Raw genomic sequence first — 17,453 nt, forward strand, 5'->3', positions numbered from 1 at the left:
ATCTACAGCATGAGAACGCGACAATCATCGCCAACAGTGGCAGCAGGAGCGTTTTCATCCCTGATGAGAAGCGCTTTTGAACCGACGAGAGCTGAAAGCATGGACGAATCTTGGACCGGAAACGGCTTTGCGGTCAGCGTTCCATCAGGGTTTGATTCGATTGTGGCCCGGATATAATCGCGGCGGTGGTCATTCGCAGGCAGGTCAGTGCCCAGCTTTGCAGGTCGGATATCGGCATCGAGGTTCGTTCCGGCAAGCTTGGCGACGAGCGGACGGAGAAAAACGAGGCTGCATACCAAGCTCGAAACGGGATTGCCCGGTAGTCCGATGACATGCACGATCTTGCCGTTCACTTCGATGCGCCCATACATCAGGGGCTTGCCGGGCCGCATGGCGATCTTCCAGAAGTCGAGATTGACGCCCTGTTTCTGCAGTGCTCCATGCACAAAATCCCGGTCACCGACGGAAGCGCCGCCGATCGTCACCAGAATGTCGATGCCGCTTTGCAGGCTGTCTGCTATTGCCCGTTCGATTTTGGCAGGATCATCCGGAATGATCCCTTTATCATGTGGCGCTCCGCCGGCTCGCCTTACTATCTCGGCGATTCCAACGCTGTTCGATGCAACAATCTGGTCTTTTCCGGGTGCTTCCCCCGGCGGAACCAGTTCATCGCCGGTCGCAATGATTGCTATTTTGGGCTTTTGAAACACGTCGATTTTCGCATTGCCACTGGCCGCTGCCAGCGACAGGGCTGCAGCATCCAGCGCCCGCCCGCTCGGAATGACGATGTTATCGGGTGAAAAATCGAGGCCTGCGCGGCGTATATGTCGTCCCGGTTCTATGCCTTCGTGAACGGTTAGCCGGTTATCCGAGCGCTCAGTGTGTTCCTGAATAACGATCGTGTCCGAGCCTTTGGGCAGTGGCGCGCCGGTGAAAATCCTGACTGCCTGACCAGTTCCCGTTTCACCTTCGAAACGATTTCCCGCTGCCGATTCGCCGATGATGTCGAACTCGACGGGATAAGAGATGTTGTCTGGCGCGATCAGGGCGTAACCGTCCATGGCCGATCCGTCGAACGGCGGCTGCAGAAAATGTGCCAAAACAGGTGTTGCAACCACGCGCCCACCTGCATCTGACAATGCGACCTGCTCTTTACCGTGCGGTTCTGCGGATTTCAGGATGCGGGCCAGTGCTTCATCGACCGGGAGAAGGGACATGGCGTTTCCTCTCGAACTGAATTGTTGACCCGTCTAGACCACAGAATCTGTCCAGATGAGTTGATCCAGAGCAAAGTCTAGCGGTTTATGCTTTCCAGTCACCTGATTTGCCGCCGCTCTTTTCGGTAACGCGGATACCGCCGATCTCCATATGTTTGTCGACGGCTTTGGCCATGTCATAGATCGTAAGACATGTGACAGAAACGGCGGTGAGGGCTTCCATTTCCACGCCGGTGCGCCCCTTGAGCTTGGCCAGCGCACGAACGCGCAAACCGGGCAATGTCTGATCCGGCTCGATTTCGACGGCTACTTTGGTCAGCATCAGCGGATGGCATAGGGGAATCAGATCGGCGGTCTTTTTGGCCGCCATGATGCCAGCCAGACGCGCAGCACCAATGACATCACCTTTCGCGGCGTTGCCTTCCAGAATGAGCGCCAGCGTTTCGGGCTTCATTCTGACCGATCCTTCGGCCACAGCCTGTCGTTCAGTCTCGTCCTTGGCACCAACATCCACCATATTGGCAGCGCCGGTCTGGTCGATATGGGTGAGTTTGGATGGCATCGATCAAGCCTTGCCAGTCAGCAGTTCACGGGTAGCCGCTGCAACATCGGCCTGCCGCATCAGGCTCTCTCCGATGAGGAATGTCCCGATTCCAGACTTTTTCAGACGCAGGCAGTCTTCGTGTGTGAATATGCCGCTTTCACCGACCAGAACGCGATCGGCTGGCGCCATTTTCGACAGCCGTTCCGAAACGGCCAGATCGACCTCAAATGTACGCAAATTGCGATTGTTGACGCCGAGCAGACGCGATGAAAGCTTTAGTGCGCGTTCCATCTCGGCTTCGTCATGCACTTCGATGAGTGCATCCATGCCAAGCTCGAACGCGGTTTCTTCCAACGCCTTTGCAAGATCATCGTCGACGCTTGCAAGAATGATCAGAATGCAATCTGCACCCCAACTACGGGCTTCGTGTACCTGATAGGTATCGAACAGAAAATCCTTGCGCAGAGCCGGGAGACTGCAAGCGTTGCGAGCTGCCGTCAGAAATTCCGGCGCTCCCTGAAAGGAAGGCGTGTCAGTCAGCACTGAAAGACATGCAGCGCCACCAGCTTCATAGGCTTTTGCAAGTGCAGGCGGATCGAAATCAGGACGGATCAAGCCCTTCGATGGGCTTGCCTTCTTGATTTCAGCAATCAGCGCGAATTCACCGGCGGCGCGTTTTGCCTCCAGCGCTTTGAGAAAACCACGCGGCGCTTCCTGATCCTGTGCGTGTGCCTTCAAATCAGCGACGGTGCGCTCGGCTTTTGCAGCAGCGATTTCTTCGCGCTTGTAAGCCTCGATCTTGCGCAGAATGTCGGTGGACATGAATTGATCCTTTCCGTCAGGCGGCTTTGTCGTTGGAAACGGCAATCACCTTCTGCAAAACATCAAGTGCTGCGCCGCTGTCGATGGATTGTGCCGCGAGTGCGATGCCTTCTTTCAGGTCCTTCGCGTTGCCAGCAATCACAAGCGCCGCGCCTGAATTGAGCAGGACGATGTCTCGATAGGCGTTTTTCTCGCCTTCAAGTACGCCCAGCAGAGCCTTGGCGTTTACCGAAGCCTCGCCACCTTTCAGTTCGGCCGGGTCGCAACGACGCAATCCAACTTCTTCCGGCGTAATTTCAAAGGTACGAATCTGACCGTTTTCGAGGGCGGCAACTTGTGTCGTTCCTGCGGTAGTCATCTCGTCGAGGCCGTCGCCGTAGACAACCCAAGCCGCTTCGGAACCCAGTTCCTTGAGCACTTCAGCCAGCGGCACAAGCCATTGTGGTGCGAATACCCCCACAAGCTGACGCTTGACGCTGGCCGGATTGGAGAGGGGGCCAAGCAGATTGAAGATGGTGCGGGTGCCGAGTTCTACGCGGGAGGGGCCGACATGGCGCATGGCGGAATGGTGCATCGGTGCAAACATGAAGCCGAGGCCAGCTTCTGTGATGCTGCGACCGATGATGCTCGCGTCGGCCTCGATATTGATGCCGAGCGCGGCGAGTGCATCGGCTGCACCAGAGCGGGAGGAGAGGGCGCGGTTGCCATGTTTTGCTACAGGAACGCCAGCTCCAGCAACAACAAATGCCGAGCAGCTGGAGACATTGTATGAACCCGACTGATCGCCACCAGTGCCAACAATATCGATGGCATTGTCGGGAGCAGAAACTCCCAGCATACGCGAGCGCATGGAGGCAACGGCACCGGCGATTTCCGGTACTGTTTCACCGCGTACGCGCAACGCCATCAACAGTCCGCCGATCTGCGACGGCGTTGCCTGTCCTGACATCATGATATCGAAGGCGGCTCTGGAATCCTCAAGCGAAAGCGGCTCGCCTGATGCAGCTTTCGCGATATAGGGTTTTAGATCAGCCATTTTGGATGCCCACCGTCCTTAAAACGCCAGAGCGTTGTTGATGACGGTCTGGTTTATCTTAACAGGATATTGCTTCTGCAATTCGCCGACGAGCTGTTCGAGAACATCATCCGAGAGCGATGTCGCCAGATATTTCTGCTGCTGTTCCGGAATAGCTTCCGGGCCAGCTCCGGCAGGTTCGGTCACTTCAACAACCTTGAACAGAATCTGGGCATCGTCCGAAGGTGCAGCAGCGCTACCAGTGAAACCATTCGCTCCCCGGAAAATCTGCGCCGCCGCCGCTGTTCCGATATCGGCATCGTTGGTCGTGCGGACAATACCACGCTTGGTCTGCTTTTCGACGCCCAGCTCTGTAGCGATCGCGTCGAGTGTCGCGCCGCCATCGAGGCGTTTCTTCAACTCGTCTACGCGCTGGTTGAGACGCTTGACTGCTTCTTCGCCCTTCCACGCCGCTGCAACCTTGTCCTTGACTTCGTCGAGCGTACGGTCGCGTGCCGGAGTTACACTGTCAACCTGATACCAGAGATAGCCAATATTGCCCATGGTCAGGGCGTCGTTGTCAAAACCCTGGTCGGCCTGGAAGGCAGCAGAAAGCAGCGCTTCGGAGTTTGGCAGCTGCACTGGATTACCAGAAGGATCGTTACCTTCGGCGTCGACGGATTCCACGATGACGGACTTGAGGCTTAGCTTCTTTGCCACATCAGCCATTGATGCGCCGTCGGAACGGTCCTGCTCATAAGAGTCATGAATGCCGCTGATGCTGCTTGCTGCGATATTGTTGGCAAGCGTGATGCGAATTTCGCCTTCAACTTCGGCTTGTGGCTTCACATGAGCCGGTTCGATCTGCGTCACGCGCAGGATAACAGGACCAAAGCCACCCTTCACCACCGGGCTCACGCCATTCTCTGCCAGTGCAAAAGCTGCATCGGCAACTGCCTGATCAGGAATAGCGGATTTCTCAAACGTGCCAAGCTTCAGGTCGTCTTCTGTTTTACCCTGTTCCTTGCCAATATCGATGAAGCTTGTTCCAGCGGCAATTTTCTGCTGGGCAGCTTCAGCTGCGGCGTCATCGGCAAAGCTCAACTGCTCAATAGTACGCTTTTCGATCGTGCTGAAGCGGTCCTTGTTCTTTTCGTAATATTCGTTGATTTCGTCCTGCGTGACGGCGGACGGATCAGCAATATCAGCCGGCTCCAGCTTCACATAGGTTATTTTCCGGTACTCCGGTGCCTTATACTCGTCCTTGTGTGCGTCAAAATAGGTCTTGAGCGCATCTTCGGACGGGGCAGGGACAGCATCGGCCTTTTCAGCCTGAATGGTCACATAGTCAACGCTGCGGGTTTCACCTTGATATAGAGCCAGCGCCTTCAACGCTGTATTCGGAAGCTTGATGCCGTCCGTTGCAGCTTCCACGATCTGCTGGCGGCGAGCCACTTTCGCGCGGTTGTCGAGATAATCCTGAGCACGAATGCCAGATTGACGAAGCACTGCATCGAACTGTGCACGATTGAAGTTGCCGCTTGCGTCATGGAAAGCCGGATCTTCACCGGTCAGTCGAGCAATTCCGTCCTTGGAAAGGCCGAGCTGCATGTTGCGCGCACCTTCATCCAGAACCACACCGGCTGCGAGCTGGGCGAGTACCTGATTTTCGACACCGAGCGTTTTTGCCTGTTCGCGCGTCAGACGCTGGCGAAACTGTTGAGACAAACGCATCATCTGCTGTTCATAGGCGAAACGATAATCAGTGGCGCTCACTTCGGAACCGCCAGCCGTCAAAGCGGCATTGCCTGACAGGCCGCCGCGAAAGACATCGGAGATGCCCCAGATCGCAAAGCTCAGTACAAGCAGGCCAAGCAGAAGTTTGGCGACCCAGGATTGAGCGGCAGAACGCAGGCTGTCGAGCATTGGAAACCCTTCAAGTATAAATCTAAGCTCGGCTTTCATAGATAGAGCCAGTCAGGGGATAACCTCAAGCCAGCCCTATATGCAAGGTCTCATTGCATGTAGGCACTCAAGAACATTTGCATTGCGGCACGAATACGCTTAGTCAGTGGCAAATTTTGGCGCTGGTCCGCTTTCAAGAGGTGACCGCGTCTACTGTTTTGAACAGGCGAGGAGAATGAAATGACTCCGGGAATCCGTCCGCTGGTTGCTGGCAACTGGAAGATGAATGGCACGGGAGAGTCCCTGACCGAATTGCGTGCGATTGCTGCCGGCCTGAGCTCCGATCTCGGCCGCAAGCTTGACGCCGTCATTTGTGTACCTGCGACGCTTCTTTCCCGCGCGGCGGAAACGCTCGAAGGCGAGACTGTTGGTCTCGGCGGTCAGGATGCTCACCATAAAGTGTCTGGCGCGCATACAGGCGATGTCTCTGCAGAAATGCTTAAGGAAGCGGGCGCTACGCATGTCATAATCGGTCATTCCGAACGCCGGACCGACCATCATGAAAGCAATGACACTGTTCGCGCCAAGACCGAGGCCGCATGGGCTGCCGGATTGGTTGCAATCGTTTGCGTCGGCGAAACTGCCGATGAGCGCAAGGCGGAGCGTACTCTGGATGTAATCGGCAAGCAGCTTGCTGGCTCTTTGCCGGATGGCGTCAATGCCGAGAATACGATCATTGCTTACGAACCGGTTTGGGCAATCGGTACAGGGTTGACGCCAACAGTGCAGGACGTGCGTGCCGCTCATGCTTTCATGCGTGAGCAGCTAATTGAACGTTTCGGCACGAAAGGCGCACATCTTCGGCTGCTCTATGGCGGTTCGGTCAAGCCTTCAAACGCATTGGAATTGCTCGGCGTCGCGGATGTTGATGGTGCGCTTGTTGGTGGTGCGAGCTTGAAGGCGAACGATTTTCTCGCCATATGCGAAACCTATCGTAATTTGTAACCGGCACATCACGTCTGTCTATCTTGGTCTCGGGGCTTGGATTATCGGACAATAGCGTGTAAAGAGCCGCTCTAGTTTTAGGGATATAAAGACCGTAACCCATGCAGACCGTAATCATTGTCATTCATTTGTTGATCGTGCTGGCGCTTGTCGGCGTTGTGCTTATCCAGCGTTCGGAAGGCGGTGGCCTTGGCATTGGCGGTGGTTCGGGGTTCATGACGGCTCGCGGCGCAGCCAACGCGCTGACCCGCACGACAGCCATTCTCGCGATCGGTTTCTTCGCGACCTCGCTTATTCTCGGCATCATGGCACGCTACGGCGAAAAGCCGACCGACATTCTCAATCGTATCCCGGCGGCAACCGGCAGTCAGTCAGCTCCGGCAGGCGGCAATGGCGGCGGTATCCTCAATCAGCTGGGTGGCGAGTCTTCGCGTCCTGACGCCAATCAGACTGCACCTGCAGTTCCAGGTGCTGCGGCACCGGCAACACAGCCCGACGCTACCCAGCCGCAGGCTCCGGTTGTTCCGGAAACCCCGGCCAACCCGGTTCCTAGCTCGCAGTAAAAGGTCGAGCAAAGTGAACAGAATGCGAAACCGGCCCTTGTGGCCGGTTTTCTTTTTGTTAATCATGAGACTGCAAAGTGTTGCAGCTAGGCAATACGCTGCCGCGAATCGCATTGCAGAACGATGGCAGCGAATTGAGAACCGGATCGCTTTGCAGTAAGGAAAGCGAAAGTCTGGTCGCAATTAATGCGGCAGACATTTTTCCCTTGTGCTTGAATTTTCGGGAACCGAACATGTTTTCACGCCGTATTTTGATGGCAGGTATTGCAACTCTCTGCATCGGAGCGACCGCTCCTGCATTTGCAACTTCGCCGGTAAGCGCTGAAGCGCAGCTCAATGAAGCTGCTGCGTCTGTTCAGCAAGTTGCTCTCTCAAGCGATGCCAAGGCCAATCCTGAAAAGCCGAAGAAGAAAAAGGCTTCCAAGAGCGGCAATGCAGTTAAGGCCAACAAGTACAACATCGATCCGAAGTTCCGGGCGCAGGAAGTGGCTTTTACCGGCTATAAGCCTGGTACCATCGTGATCGACCCGAAGCAGCGTTTCCTTTACCTTGTTGAAACGTCGACGACTGCTCGCCGCTATGGCATCGCTGTCGGCAAGCAGGGATTGGAATTCAAGGGCACTGGAACAATCAACGCGAAGCGGGAGTGGCCGCGCTGGATTCCGACCAAGGAAATGATCGAGCGTGATCCGGCTCACTATGGTCGTTTCAAGAACGGTATGGATGGTGGTCCAGGCAATCCACTTGGTTCGCGCGCTCTGTACTTGTTTCAGGGCAACAAGGACACCTACATCCGCATTCATGGCACGGTACAGCCATGGACTATCGGTAGCTCGGCTTCCAACGGCTGCTTCCGCATGATCAATGAGGATGTGATGGATCTTTATGAGCGCGTCGGTCTGGGTACCGAAGTGGTTGTTCTCTGATCTGTAAATGACTATGTGAATGTGGCCGGGCTTATGGGCTCGGCCTTTTCTTTTGTGCCAATGGCTATTCTGGCAGGTGGAAGCTGTGGATTTCGAGCTTCGACATGGCTTTATGTGAATAGGGGCGCTAGAGAGTACAGACGTATTCGCTCCGGGGTTTCTGGCTCCGGTTTTTCTTTGTGCAACGACGATTACCGCTTGGCTTCGGTGAAAAAACACTGCCGGGGTGCATTTTTTTGTGGCGGAATCAATCAAGAAAGTCTAACGAGATAAGCCCATGGCGCGATATGTATTCATCACTGGCGGCGTGGTTTCTTCCCTTGGAAAAGGCATAGCTGCCGCAGCACTGGCTGCACTCCTTCAGGCACGTGGTTACCGCGTGCGTATCCGTAAACTCGACCCTTATCTGAATGTCGATCCCGGCACGATGTCGCCTTACCAGCATGGTGAGGTGTTCGTCACTGACGATGGTGCCGAAACCGACCTTGATCTGGGCCATTACGAGCGGTTCACCGGTCGTCCTGCCAACCAGCAGGACAACATCACCACCGGCCGCATCTATCGGAACATCATCGAAAAGGAACGCCGCGGCGATTATCTCGGTGCGACGGTTCAGGTCATTCCGCATGTGACCGACGAGATCAAGAACTTCGTCCTTGAAGGCAACGAAGACTATGATTTCGTTCTTTGCGAAATCGGCGGCACGGTTGGCGACATCGAAGCCATGCCGTTCCTCGAAGCGATCCGTCAGCTTGGCAATGAACTGCCGCGCGGAACGGCAGTTTATATCCATCTGACCTTGATGCCGTATATTCCGGCAGCTGGTGAACTGAAGACCAAGCCGACCCAGCATTCGGTCAAGGAGCTGCGCTCTATCGGTATTGCTCCAGATATCCTTCTGGTCCGCGCCGATCGCGAGATTCCGGAATCAGAACGTCGCAAGCTGTCGTTGTTCTGTAATGTCCGCGAAAGCGCGGTCATTCAGGCGCTCGACGTAGCAACGATCTACGATGTGCCGATTGCCTACCATAAGGAAGGCCTTGATTCGGAAGTTCTGTCGGCATTCGGTATCGATCCGGCTCCGAAGCCCCGTATGGACCGCTGGGAAGAGGTCTCCAACCGCCTCCACAATCCGGAAGGCGAAGTGACCATCGCCATCGTCGGCAAATATACCGGCCTTAAAGATGCCTATAAGTCGCTGATCGAAGCGCTCTATCATGGTGGTCTTGCCAACAAGGTAAAAGTCAATCTCGACTGGATCGAGGCTGAAGTCTTCGAAAGCGAAGATCCGGCCCCATATCTGGAAAAGGTTCATGGCATTCTGGTGCCGGGCGGTTTCGGCGAACGTGGCGCGGAAGGCAAGATTCTTGCAGCGAAGTTCGCTCGTGAACGCAAGGTTCCTTACTTCGGTATCTGCTTTGGCATGCAAATGGCTTGCATTGAAGCAGCACGTAATCTCGTTGGTATCGAAAACGCATCTTCGACCGAGTTCGGTCCGACCAAGGAGCCGGTTGTCGGTCTCATGACCGAGTGGCTGAAGGGCAATATGCTCGAGAAGCGCGCTTCGGCTGGTGATCTTGGCGGTACAATGCGCCTTGGTGCATATGAAGCGGCGTTGAAGTCGGGCTCGAAGATTGCGGAAATCTACGGATCGACCGATATTTCCGAGCGCCATCGTCATCGCTATGAAGTCAATATCGACTACAAGGAACGTCTGGAATCTGCCGGACTGAACTTCGCAGGCATGTCACCGGATGGTGTTCTGCCGGAAACAGTCGAATATCCTGACCACCCTTGGTTCATCGGCGTTCAGTACCACCCTGAACTGAAGTCTCGACCGTTCGAACCGCATCCGCTGTTTGCTTCCTTCATCGAAGCGGCAATCGAGCAGAGCCGTCTGGTCTGAAAATCTAACGCGCCTTTCGGGGCGCGTTTTCATTTCCGCTTTCAGGCCGTGGTCTTGTTTTCGACTCACCTTTACGCCAGATAAGGTGCCTGCAAGGCATTCAATATCGAGGTTCACGTCATGGCGACTGCCAATTCATCCGTAAAAATCGGAAACGTTACTTTTTCAAACAGTGCGCCGTTTGCCCTGATAGCGGGCCCGTGCCAGATGGAAACGCGTGAACACGCTTTCGATATGGCAGGCCGTCTCAAGGAGATGACCGATAAGCTCGGCATCGGTCTTGTCTACAAGTCCAGCTTCGACAAGGCCAATCGCACATCCTTGAAGGCTGAGCGTGGAATCGGCCTCGAAAAGGCAATGGAAGTTTTTGCGGATCTCAAGAAGGAGTTCGGCTTTCCGGTGCTGACGGATATCCACACTGAAGAGCAGTGCGCCGCAGTTGCTCCTGTGGTCGATGTCCTGCAGATCCCGGCATTTCTCTGCCGCCAGACCGATCTGCTGATTGCTGCCGCCAAGACGGGACGTGTCGTGAATGTCAAGAAGGGCCAGTTTCTGGCGCCGTGGGACATGAAAAATGTTCTTTCCAAGATTACGGAAAGTGGCAATCCGAATGTGCTGGCGACCGAACGCGGTGTTTCGTTTGGCTATAATACGCTCGTTTCCGATATGCGTTCCTTGCCGATCATGGCAGGCCTCGGTTCGCCAGTAGTCTTCGATGCGACTCATTCCGTACAGCAGCCGGGCGGGCAAGGTGGTTCGTCGGGTGGTCAGCGCGAATTCGTTGAGACGCTGGCACGCGCAGCTGTAGCCGTTGGCGTTGCCGGGCTCTTCATCGAAACGCATCAGGATCCGGACAATGCTCCTTCCGATGGCCCGAACATGGTGCCGGTGGATAAAATGCCCGCGCTCCTCGAAAAGCTGATGGCTTTCGATCGTATCGCGAAAGGGCTTTAAACAGTTCTCGGAGAATTTAAAAAGGCGGGGGATTTTCCTCCGCCTTTTGTTTCGCTAAGCCATTCTCGCCGCTTTTTTTGCGGTTAGGGCTTAAAAATTGGCCTGGTGCATAATCTTTTCTGAAATGTCTGCAAAGTTTCAGGATTATGCGCTAAGAAATGGCCGCATCGGATTTGTTAAGCGCCTCGCACATCTGGCGGGGCAATCTATAGGGAAGGACTGGTTCCTATGACTGCAATCATCGACATCGTCGGCCGCGAAATCCTCGACAGCCGCGGCAACCCGACCGTCGAAGTGGACGTTGTGCTTGAAGACGGCTCTTTCGGACGTGCTGCGGTTCCGTCTGGCGCATCGACTGGCGCGCATGAAGCTGTAGAATTGCGTGATGGTGGCAGCCGCTATCTCGGCAAGGGTGTGGAAAAGGCCGTCGAAGCTGTCAATGGCAAGATTTTTGACGCTATTGCGGGCATGGATGCGGAAAGCCAGCTGCTCATCGACCAGACGATGATCGAGCTTGACGGCTCGGCCAACAAGGGCAACATCGGCGCCAACGCTATTCTGGGCGTTTCGCTTGCCGTTGCCAAGGCTGCGGCCCAGGCAACCGGTCTCCCACTTTACCGCTACGTTGGTGGGGCAAATGCCCATGTTCTGCCGGTCCCCATGATGAATATCATTAATGGCGGTGCACATGCTGACAATCCGATTGATTTCCAGGAGTTCATGATTCTGCCAGTGGGGGCTTCGTCCGTTCGTGAAGCTGTTCGTTATGGCTCGGAAGTTTTCCATACCCTCAAGAAGCGTCTGAAGGATGCCGGTCACAACACCAATGTTGGCGATGAAGGCGGCTTTGCTCCTAATCTGAAGAATGCCCAGGCTGCGCTCGATTTCATCATGGAATCGATCGAAAAGGCCGGTTTCAAGCCGGGTGAAGATATTGCTCTTGGCCTCGACTGCGCTGCGACCGAATTTTTCAAGGACGGTAATTACGTCTATGAAGGCGAACGCAAGACGCGCGATCCAAAGGCTCAGGCCAAGTATCTCGCCAAGCTCGCCAGCGACTATCCTATCGTCACTATCGAAGATGGTATGGCTGAAGACGACTGGGAAGGTTGGAAGTACCTGACCGATCTTATTGGCGACAAGTGCCAACTCGTTGGTGACGACCTGTTCGTCACCAATTCCGCTCGTCTCCGTGACGGTATTCGTATGGGCGTTGCCAACTCGATTCTCGTCAAGGTCAACCAGATCGGATCGCTGTCTGAAACGCTCGACGCGGTCGAAACGGCTCATAAGGCTGGCTATACTGCCGTCATGTCGCATCGTTCGGGTGAAACCGAGGATTCGACGATTGCCGATCTCGCGGTTGCTACCAACTGTGGTCAGATCAAGACTGGCTCGCTGGCCCGTTCGGACCGTACGGCCAAGTACAACCAGCTGATCCGTATCGAGGAGGAACTTGGCAAGCAGGCCCGCTATGCAGGTCGCAGCGCACTGAAGTTCCTCTGATTTTTCTCTGAGACTGATAAAGGCGGGCTTCGGTCCGCCTTTTTTCGTTTTCGCCCTATATGACTTCCAATGCTTGGCATTTGACCGGATGCAATTATATTGATATCAATGTTATTGCATTGGTGTTTGAGCTGATGAGGCAGCGGCTTGGAATTCAGATGATGAAGCCGTGGGGGAGTTAACAACGGGAGAGAGAAAATGGCTTATATCGAAGGATTTGTTGTCGCCGTCCCCAAGGCGAACAAGGAACTTTATCGCAAGCATGCCGCCGAAGCTGCTGTATTATTCAAGGAGTTTGGCGTGACGCGTATGGTCGAAGCATGGGGGGATGATGTGCCGGATGGCAAGGTCACCGATTTTCGACGTGCGGTTAAGGCCGAGGCCGACGAGGAGGTTGTTTTCTCCTGGTTCGAATATCCCGACAAGGCAACGCGCGACGCTGCAAATAGCAAAATGATGAGTGATCCGCGTATGAAGGCGATGGGTGACCAGATGCCATTCGACGGCAAGCGCATGATCATGGGCGGGTTTTCCACAATTGTAGATGTTTGATCCTGTCAAACATTTTATCAATCTGAATGAGCGGCTCGTCTTTATGATGAGCCGTTCTCGATTCCTGACGGGTTTGAATGGTTTGCGCGAGGTTCACTTCTTCCAGCTGTTACGAAAACTAGTCCCGACTGCTCCTGACATCGGTTCTTGGTAAATCTCTGTTAAGCAAAATAATGCTTGATGGTGGAATTCGGATTGATGCCCTTCGCAGGATTCGTAGTGGCACCGAATATCCGGGAAGGAAGCCGAAATGTGGACCAAGCAGAAGCGTAAATCGATCCGTGGGCGTTTTGTGTTGCCCATTCTGACGGCTGCATTTCTGAGTTACTTCGGCTTTCACGCCTATCACGGCGAATATGGTCTCTACTCCCGTATCCAGCTGGAAGAGCAGAAAAGCCTTCTGGCCAAGCAGCTCGAACAAGTGACGGCAGATCGCAACGCGCTCGAAAAACGAGTCACGCTTTTGCGCGATGGTTCCATCGAGAAGGATATGCTTGACGAGCAGGCACGCAGAGCGCTTAATCTCTCCCATCCCGATGAAGTGACAATTATCACCTCCAGGGAAGACCGTTCAAATTAACTGAAATCCGGTTAATTGTCTTTTTGTGATATGTTTTTAAGGGCTTGGCGACATAGCAGCTATGCTCTGGGCGCATATTGTATCTTGTGATATGCCCGTATAACGTCACAATAGAACGACAATTTAGGGAGCGAGATATGGCACCGAGGGCTAAAAAGTCGCCTGCTAGCAAAACGCAGGCGACTTCTGTGACTGCACCCAAGGCACCTGCACCTGTGAACTTCGACAAGAAGCAGGAGCTGGATGCTTATCGCGAAATGCTGTTGATCCGGCGTTTCGAAGAAAAAGCCGGCCAGCTTTATGGCATGGGCTTCATTGGTGGTTTCTGCCACCTTTATATCGGCCAGGAGGCCGTGGTGGTCGGCATGCAGATGGCGCTGAAGGAAGGTGATCAGGTTATCACTGCCTATCGCGATCATGGTCATATGCTTGCAGCGGGCATGAGCGCGCGCGGCGTGATGGCTGAACTGACCGGACGTCGCAGCGGCCTTTCCAAGGGCAAGGGCGGCTCCATGCACATGTTCTCCAAAGAGAAGAACTTCTACGGCGGTCATGGTATCGTCGGTGCGCAGGTTTCGCTCGGCACAGGCCTCGCATTCGCGAATCGCTATCGCGACAACGACAATGTAACGCTGACCTATTTCGGCGATGGCGCTTCCAATCAGGGTCAGGTCTACGAAAGCTTCAACATGGCATCGCTATGGAAGCTGCCGGTAGTCTACATAATCGAGAACAACCGCTACGCCATGGGCACTTCGGTTTCGCGCTCGTCCGCAGAAACGGACTTCTCGAAGCGCGGTCTCTCTTTCAATATTCCGGGTATCCAGGTGGATGGCATGGACGTTCGTGCGGTCAAGGCTGCTGCCGATCTGGCCGTGGAATGGACGCGTTCCGGCAAGGGGCCGATCATTCTCGACATGCAGACCTACCGTTACCGCGGTCACTCCATGTCGGACCCGGCAAAGTATCGCTCGAAAGAAGAAGTGCAGAAGATGCGCTCCGAGCATGATCCGATCGAGCAGGTCAAGCAGCGTCTGATCGACAAGGGTTGGGCAACCGAGGAAGAGCTGAAGGAAATCGACAAGGATGTCCGCGACATTGTCGCTGATTCTGCTGATTTCGCTCAAAACGATCCGGAGCCGGATGCATCCGAGCTCTACACGGATATTCTGCTCTAATTCCAGGAAGGTGTTGTCATGCCCGTAGAAATTCTCATGCCCGCACTTTCCCCAACCATGGAAGAGGGCAAGCTCTCCAAATGGCTGAAGAAAGAAGGCGACAAGGTTACGTCCGGCGATGTGATCGCCGAAATTGAAACCGACAAGGCGACGATGGAAGTCGAAGCTGTCGATGAAGGCACGATTGGCAAAATTCTTGTCGATGAAGGCACCGAAGGCGTGAAGGTCAATACGCCGATTGCCGTGCTTCTCAGTGACGGTGAAAGCGCTTCCGATATCGGTTCTGCTCCCGCCGCCAAAGCCGAGGCACCATCGAGCGAAGCCAAGGAAGAGCCAAAAGCCGAAGAAAAGAAGACTGATTCTGTTCCGGCTGCTCCAAAGGCTCCAGCACTCGAAGTCGCGTCCGACCCGGACATTCCGGCTGGCACCGAAATGGTTTCTACGACCGTTCGTGAAGCGCTTCGTGATGCGATGGCCGAAGAAATGCGCCGCGACCCGAGCGTTTTCGTTATGGGTGAAGAAGTTGCCGAATATCAAGGCGCTTACAAGGTAACTCAGGGACTTCTCGATGAATTCGGTTCCAAGCGCGTTGTAGATACCCCGATCACCGAACATGGTTTCGCCGGTGTAGGTGTAGGGGCTGCTTTTGCAGGTCTGCGTCCGATCGTTGAGTTCATGACCTTCAACTTTGCCATGCAGGCAATCGACCAGATCGTGAACTCTGCTGCCAAGACGCTTTATATGTCCGGCGGACAGATGGGCGCTCCGATGGTCTTCCGTGGTCCGTCCGGTGCGGCTGCGCGTGTTGCTGCCCAGCACTCGCAATGCTATGCGGCCTGGTACAGCCACATTCCGGGTCTCAAGGTCGTCATGCCGTACACGGCAGCCGACGCCAAGGGCTTGCTGAAGGCTGCCATTCGCGATCCGAATCCAGTGATCTTCCTCGAAAACGAAATCCTGTACGGTCATCATTTCGATGTACCAAAGCTTGACGATTTCGTGCTGCCGATTGGCAAGGCCCGCATTCACAAGCAGGGCAAGGACGCCACCATTGTTTCGTTCGGTATCGGCATGACCTACGCCGTCAAGGCGGCTGAAGAGCTGGCCCAGCAGGGTATCGATGTTGAAATCATTGATCTGCGCACGATCCGCCCGATGGATATTCCAACTGTAGTCGAATCGGTCAAGAAGACTGGCCGACTTGTGACTGTGGAAGAAGGTTTCCCGCAGTCGTCCGTTGGTACGGAAATCGCCACCCGCGTCATGCAGCAGGCTTTCGATTATCTCGATGCGCCGATCCTGACCATTGCTGGTAAGGATGTTCCGATGCCTTATGCGGCAAATCTGGAAAAGCTGGCGCTGCCGACTGTCGCCGAAGTGGTCGAAGCGGTGAAAGCCGTTACCTATACCGCGTAACGAAAGGGTCTGGACATGCCGATCAATATCACCATGCCAGCGCTTTCTCCGACGATGGAAGAAGGCAACCTGTCGAAATGGCTGGTCAAGGAAGGCGACAAGATCGCTCCTGGCGATGTTATTGCTGAAATCGAGACCGACAAGGCCACGATGGAAGTGGAAGCTGTGGACGAGGGCACGATTGCCAAGCTCGTGGTTCCCGCTGGCTCCGAAGGCGTCAAGGTCAATGCGCTGATCGCTATCCTCGCCGAAGAAGGCGAGGACGTGGCGGCTGCAGCAAAGGGCGCGGCTTCTGCTCCGAAGACAGAAGCTAAGGTCGAGGCTCCCAAGGAAGAGCCGAAGCCAGCCGCAGCTCCTGCAGCGGTGCCTGCACCAGCCAAGGCAGAGCAGCCCGCTGCTACGAATAAGGGTGACCGTGTGTTTGCGTCGCCGCTTGCACGCCGTATCGCCAAGGAATCCGGTGTCGATATCGCCGCTGTGAAGGGTACCGGTCCGCACGGCCGTGTCGTTCAGCGCGATGTGGAAGCTGCTCTGGCTTCCGGTGGTGCCAAGGCTGCTGCGCCGAAGGCGGAAGCTGCCGCACCGAAGCCGATGTCGGATGAAACCGTTCTCAAGCTCTTTGAGGAAGGCACCTACGAGATCGTTCCTCACGATGGTATGCGCAAAACCATTGCCCGCCGTCTGGTGGAATCGAAGCAGACTGTTCCGCATTTCTATCTGACGATTGATTGCGAACTGGATGCACTTCTGGCTCTGCGTTCGCAGATCAATGCAGCTGCGCCGATGATCAAGACTGAAAAGGGTGAGGTTCCGGCCTACAAGCTTTCTGTCAACGATCTGGTGATCAAGGCTGTTGCTCTTGCACTGCGTGACATTCCTGAAGCCAATGTCTCCTGGACTGAAGGCGGTATGGTCAAGCACAAGCGTGCTGATGTCGGCGTTGCAGTCTCCATTCCGGGCGGTCTGATTACACCAATCGTGCGTCAGTCGGACTCGAAGACGCTGTCCGCTATCTCCAATGAGATGAAGGACCTTGCCAAGCGTGCGCGTGATCGCAAGCTGAAGCCTGAAGAATATCAGGGCGGTTCGACCTCCGTGTCCAACCTTGGCATGTTTGGCGTGAAGGACTTTGCCGCGATCATCAATCCGCCGCATGCGACCATTTTCGCAATCGGCGCAGGTGAACAGCGTGCAGTGGTCAAGAACGGTGAAATCAAGGTTGCGACCGTTATGTCTGTAACCCTTTCAACCGATCATCGTGCCGTCGACGGCGCGTTGGCTGCTGAACTTGCACAGGCCTTCAAGCGTCACATCGAAAACCCGATGGGTATGCTGGTCTGATTGATCAACTTCAAGGGCGTCGC

General features: G+C 55.0%; 16 protein-coding genes. 11 read left to right on the plus strand and 5 right to left on the minus strand.

The window, feature by feature from the left end; translation table 11 throughout:
* Positions 1-2: 2 nt before the first annotated feature.
* From FG152_RS21130 to FG152_RS21150, 5 genes are all read right to left on the minus strand, one after another.
* Entirely contained in the window at positions 3-1,217 is a 1,215-nt protein-coding gene (locus FG152_RS21130) for a molybdopterin molybdotransferase MoeA (protein WP_498988200.1), read from the minus strand.
* An 85-nt stretch (positions 1,218-1,302) separates the two neighbouring features.
* Positions 1,303-1,779, minus strand: a complete 477-nt coding sequence (gene moaC, locus FG152_RS21135) for a cyclic pyranopterin monophosphate synthase MoaC (protein WP_029924686.1) — start codon at positions 1,777-1,779, stop codon at positions 1,303-1,305.
* A gap of 3 nt (positions 1,780-1,782) precedes the next feature.
* A complete protein-coding gene (trpC, locus tag FG152_RS21140; protein WP_029924688.1) occupies positions 1,783-2,583 on the minus strand; it encodes an indole-3-glycerol phosphate synthase TrpC in 801 nt (266 codons plus the stop codon).
* Between the two features lie 16 nt (positions 2,584-2,599).
* Complete coding sequence (gene trpD / locus FG152_RS21145; RefSeq protein ID WP_029924690.1) at positions 2,600-3,619, minus strand: anthranilate phosphoribosyltransferase; 1,020 nt, start codon at positions 3,617-3,619, stop codon at positions 2,600-2,602.
* A gap of 18 nt (positions 3,620-3,637) precedes the next feature.
* The gene (locus FG152_RS21150) at positions 3,638-5,524 is read right to left on the minus strand and encodes a peptidyl-prolyl cis-trans isomerase (RefSeq protein WP_029924692.1); all 1,887 of its coding nucleotides are present in this window, start codon (positions 5,522-5,524) and stop codon (positions 3,638-3,640) included.
* A 219-nt stretch (positions 5,525-5,743) separates the two neighbouring features.
* Between FG152_RS21150 and tpiA the strand changes: the two genes are divergently transcribed.
* From tpiA to FG152_RS21205, 11 genes are all read left to right on the plus strand, one after another.
* A complete protein-coding gene (gene tpiA / locus FG152_RS21155; protein ID WP_029924694.1) occupies positions 5,744-6,508 on the plus strand; it encodes a triose-phosphate isomerase in 765 nt (254 codons plus the stop codon).
* 101 nt (positions 6,509-6,609) lie between these two features.
* Positions 6,610-7,071, plus strand: coding sequence for a preprotein translocase subunit SecG (gene secG, locus FG152_RS21160; protein ID WP_029924696.1), 462 nt, complete (start codon positions 6,610-6,612; stop codon positions 7,069-7,071).
* 233 nt (positions 7,072-7,304) lie between these two features.
* Positions 7,305-7,997 (plus strand): L,D-transpeptidase, encoded by a 693-nt coding sequence (locus FG152_RS21165; RefSeq protein ID WP_010660000.1) that lies wholly within the window; start codon positions 7,305-7,307, stop codon positions 7,995-7,997.
* 277 nt (positions 7,998-8,274) lie between these two features.
* On the plus strand, positions 8,275-9,903 hold the full coding sequence (gene pyrG / locus FG152_RS21170; RefSeq protein ID WP_010660001.1) for a CTP synthase: 1,629 nt from the start codon (positions 8,275-8,277) through the stop codon (positions 9,901-9,903).
* A 120-nt stretch (positions 9,904-10,023) separates the two neighbouring features.
* Positions 10,024-10,857, plus strand: a complete 834-nt coding sequence (gene kdsA / locus FG152_RS21175; protein WP_010660002.1) for a 3-deoxy-8-phosphooctulonate synthase — start codon at positions 10,024-10,026, stop codon at positions 10,855-10,857.
* Positions 10,858-11,085: 228 nt separating this feature from the next.
* The gene (eno, locus tag FG152_RS21180; protein ID WP_029924698.1) at positions 11,086-12,363 is read left to right on the plus strand and encodes a phosphopyruvate hydratase; all 1,278 of its coding nucleotides are present in this window, start codon (positions 11,086-11,088) and stop codon (positions 12,361-12,363) included.
* Positions 12,364-12,561: 198 nt separating this feature from the next.
* The gene (locus FG152_RS21185; RefSeq protein WP_010660004.1) at positions 12,562-12,915 is read left to right on the plus strand and encodes a DUF1428 domain-containing protein; all 354 of its coding nucleotides are present in this window, start codon (positions 12,562-12,564) and stop codon (positions 12,913-12,915) included.
* A gap of 250 nt (positions 12,916-13,165) precedes the next feature.
* Positions 13,166-13,495 (plus strand): FtsB family cell division protein, encoded by a 330-nt coding sequence (locus FG152_RS21190; RefSeq protein WP_010660005.1) that lies wholly within the window; start codon positions 13,166-13,168, stop codon positions 13,493-13,495.
* Positions 13,496-13,632: 137 nt separating this feature from the next.
* The gene (gene pdhA, locus FG152_RS21195) at positions 13,633-14,673 is read left to right on the plus strand and encodes a pyruvate dehydrogenase (acetyl-transferring) E1 component subunit alpha (RefSeq protein WP_010660006.1); all 1,041 of its coding nucleotides are present in this window, start codon (positions 13,633-13,635) and stop codon (positions 14,671-14,673) included.
* A gap of 18 nt (positions 14,674-14,691) precedes the next feature.
* Positions 14,692-16,089: a pyruvate dehydrogenase complex E1 component subunit beta gene (locus FG152_RS21200; protein ID WP_029924700.1), complete on the plus strand. Its 1,398-nt coding sequence runs from the start codon at positions 14,692-14,694 to the stop codon at positions 16,087-16,089.
* A 15-nt stretch (positions 16,090-16,104) separates the two neighbouring features.
* On the plus strand, positions 16,105-17,430 hold the full coding sequence (locus FG152_RS21205; RefSeq protein WP_029924702.1) for a pyruvate dehydrogenase complex dihydrolipoamide acetyltransferase: 1,326 nt from the start codon (positions 16,105-16,107) through the stop codon (positions 17,428-17,430).
* Positions 17,431-17,453: the final 23 nt, after the last annotated feature.

It is taken from the genome of Ochrobactrum sp. XJ1 (genome assembly GCF_024701725.1).
GTDB classification, from domain to species: Bacteria; Pseudomonadota; Alphaproteobacteria; order Rhizobiales; family Rhizobiaceae; genus Brucella; species Brucella anthropi.

What these genes read in the sequence shown, in the direction of transcription:
- FG152_RS21130 (WP_498988200.1), bottom strand. Translation starts at nt 1,217, where the DNA reads ATGTCCCTTCTCCCGGTCGATGAAGCACTGGCCCGCATCCTGAAATCC.
- moaC (WP_029924686.1), bottom strand. Translation starts at nt 1,779, where the DNA reads ATGCCATCCAAACTCACCCATATCGACCAGACCGGCGCTGCCAATATG.
- trpC (WP_029924688.1), bottom strand. Translation starts at nt 2,583, where the DNA reads ATGTCCACCGACATTCTGCGCAAGATCGAGGCTTACAAGCGCGAAGAA.
- trpD (WP_029924690.1), bottom strand. Translation starts at nt 3,619, where the DNA reads ATGGCTGATCTAAAACCCTATATCGCGAAAGCTGCATCAGGCGAGCCG.
- FG152_RS21150 (WP_029924692.1), bottom strand. Translation starts at nt 5,524, where the DNA reads ATGCTCGACAGCCTGCGTTCTGCCGCTCAATCCTGGGTCGCCAAACTT.
- tpiA (WP_029924694.1), top strand. Translation starts at nt 5,744, where the DNA reads ATGACTCCGGGAATCCGTCCGCTGGTTGCTGGCAACTGGAAGATGAAT.
- secG (WP_029924696.1), top strand. Translation starts at nt 6,610, where the DNA reads ATGCAGACCGTAATCATTGTCATTCATTTGTTGATCGTGCTGGCGCTT.
- FG152_RS21165 (WP_010660000.1), top strand. Translation starts at nt 7,305, where the DNA reads ATGTTTTCACGCCGTATTTTGATGGCAGGTATTGCAACTCTCTGCATC.
- pyrG (WP_010660001.1), top strand. Translation starts at nt 8,275, where the DNA reads ATGGCGCGATATGTATTCATCACTGGCGGCGTGGTTTCTTCCCTTGGA.
- kdsA (WP_010660002.1), top strand. Translation starts at nt 10,024, where the DNA reads ATGGCGACTGCCAATTCATCCGTAAAAATCGGAAACGTTACTTTTTCA.
- eno (WP_029924698.1), top strand. Translation starts at nt 11,086, where the DNA reads ATGACTGCAATCATCGACATCGTCGGCCGCGAAATCCTCGACAGCCGC.
- FG152_RS21185 (WP_010660004.1), top strand. Translation starts at nt 12,562, where the DNA reads ATGGCTTATATCGAAGGATTTGTTGTCGCCGTCCCCAAGGCGAACAAG.
- FG152_RS21190 (WP_010660005.1), top strand. Translation starts at nt 13,166, where the DNA reads ATGTGGACCAAGCAGAAGCGTAAATCGATCCGTGGGCGTTTTGTGTTG.
- pdhA (WP_010660006.1), top strand. Translation starts at nt 13,633, where the DNA reads ATGGCACCGAGGGCTAAAAAGTCGCCTGCTAGCAAAACGCAGGCGACT.
- FG152_RS21200 (WP_029924700.1), top strand. Translation starts at nt 14,692, where the DNA reads ATGCCCGTAGAAATTCTCATGCCCGCACTTTCCCCAACCATGGAAGAG.
- FG152_RS21205 (WP_029924702.1), top strand. Translation starts at nt 16,105, where the DNA reads ATGCCGATCAATATCACCATGCCAGCGCTTTCTCCGACGATGGAAGAA.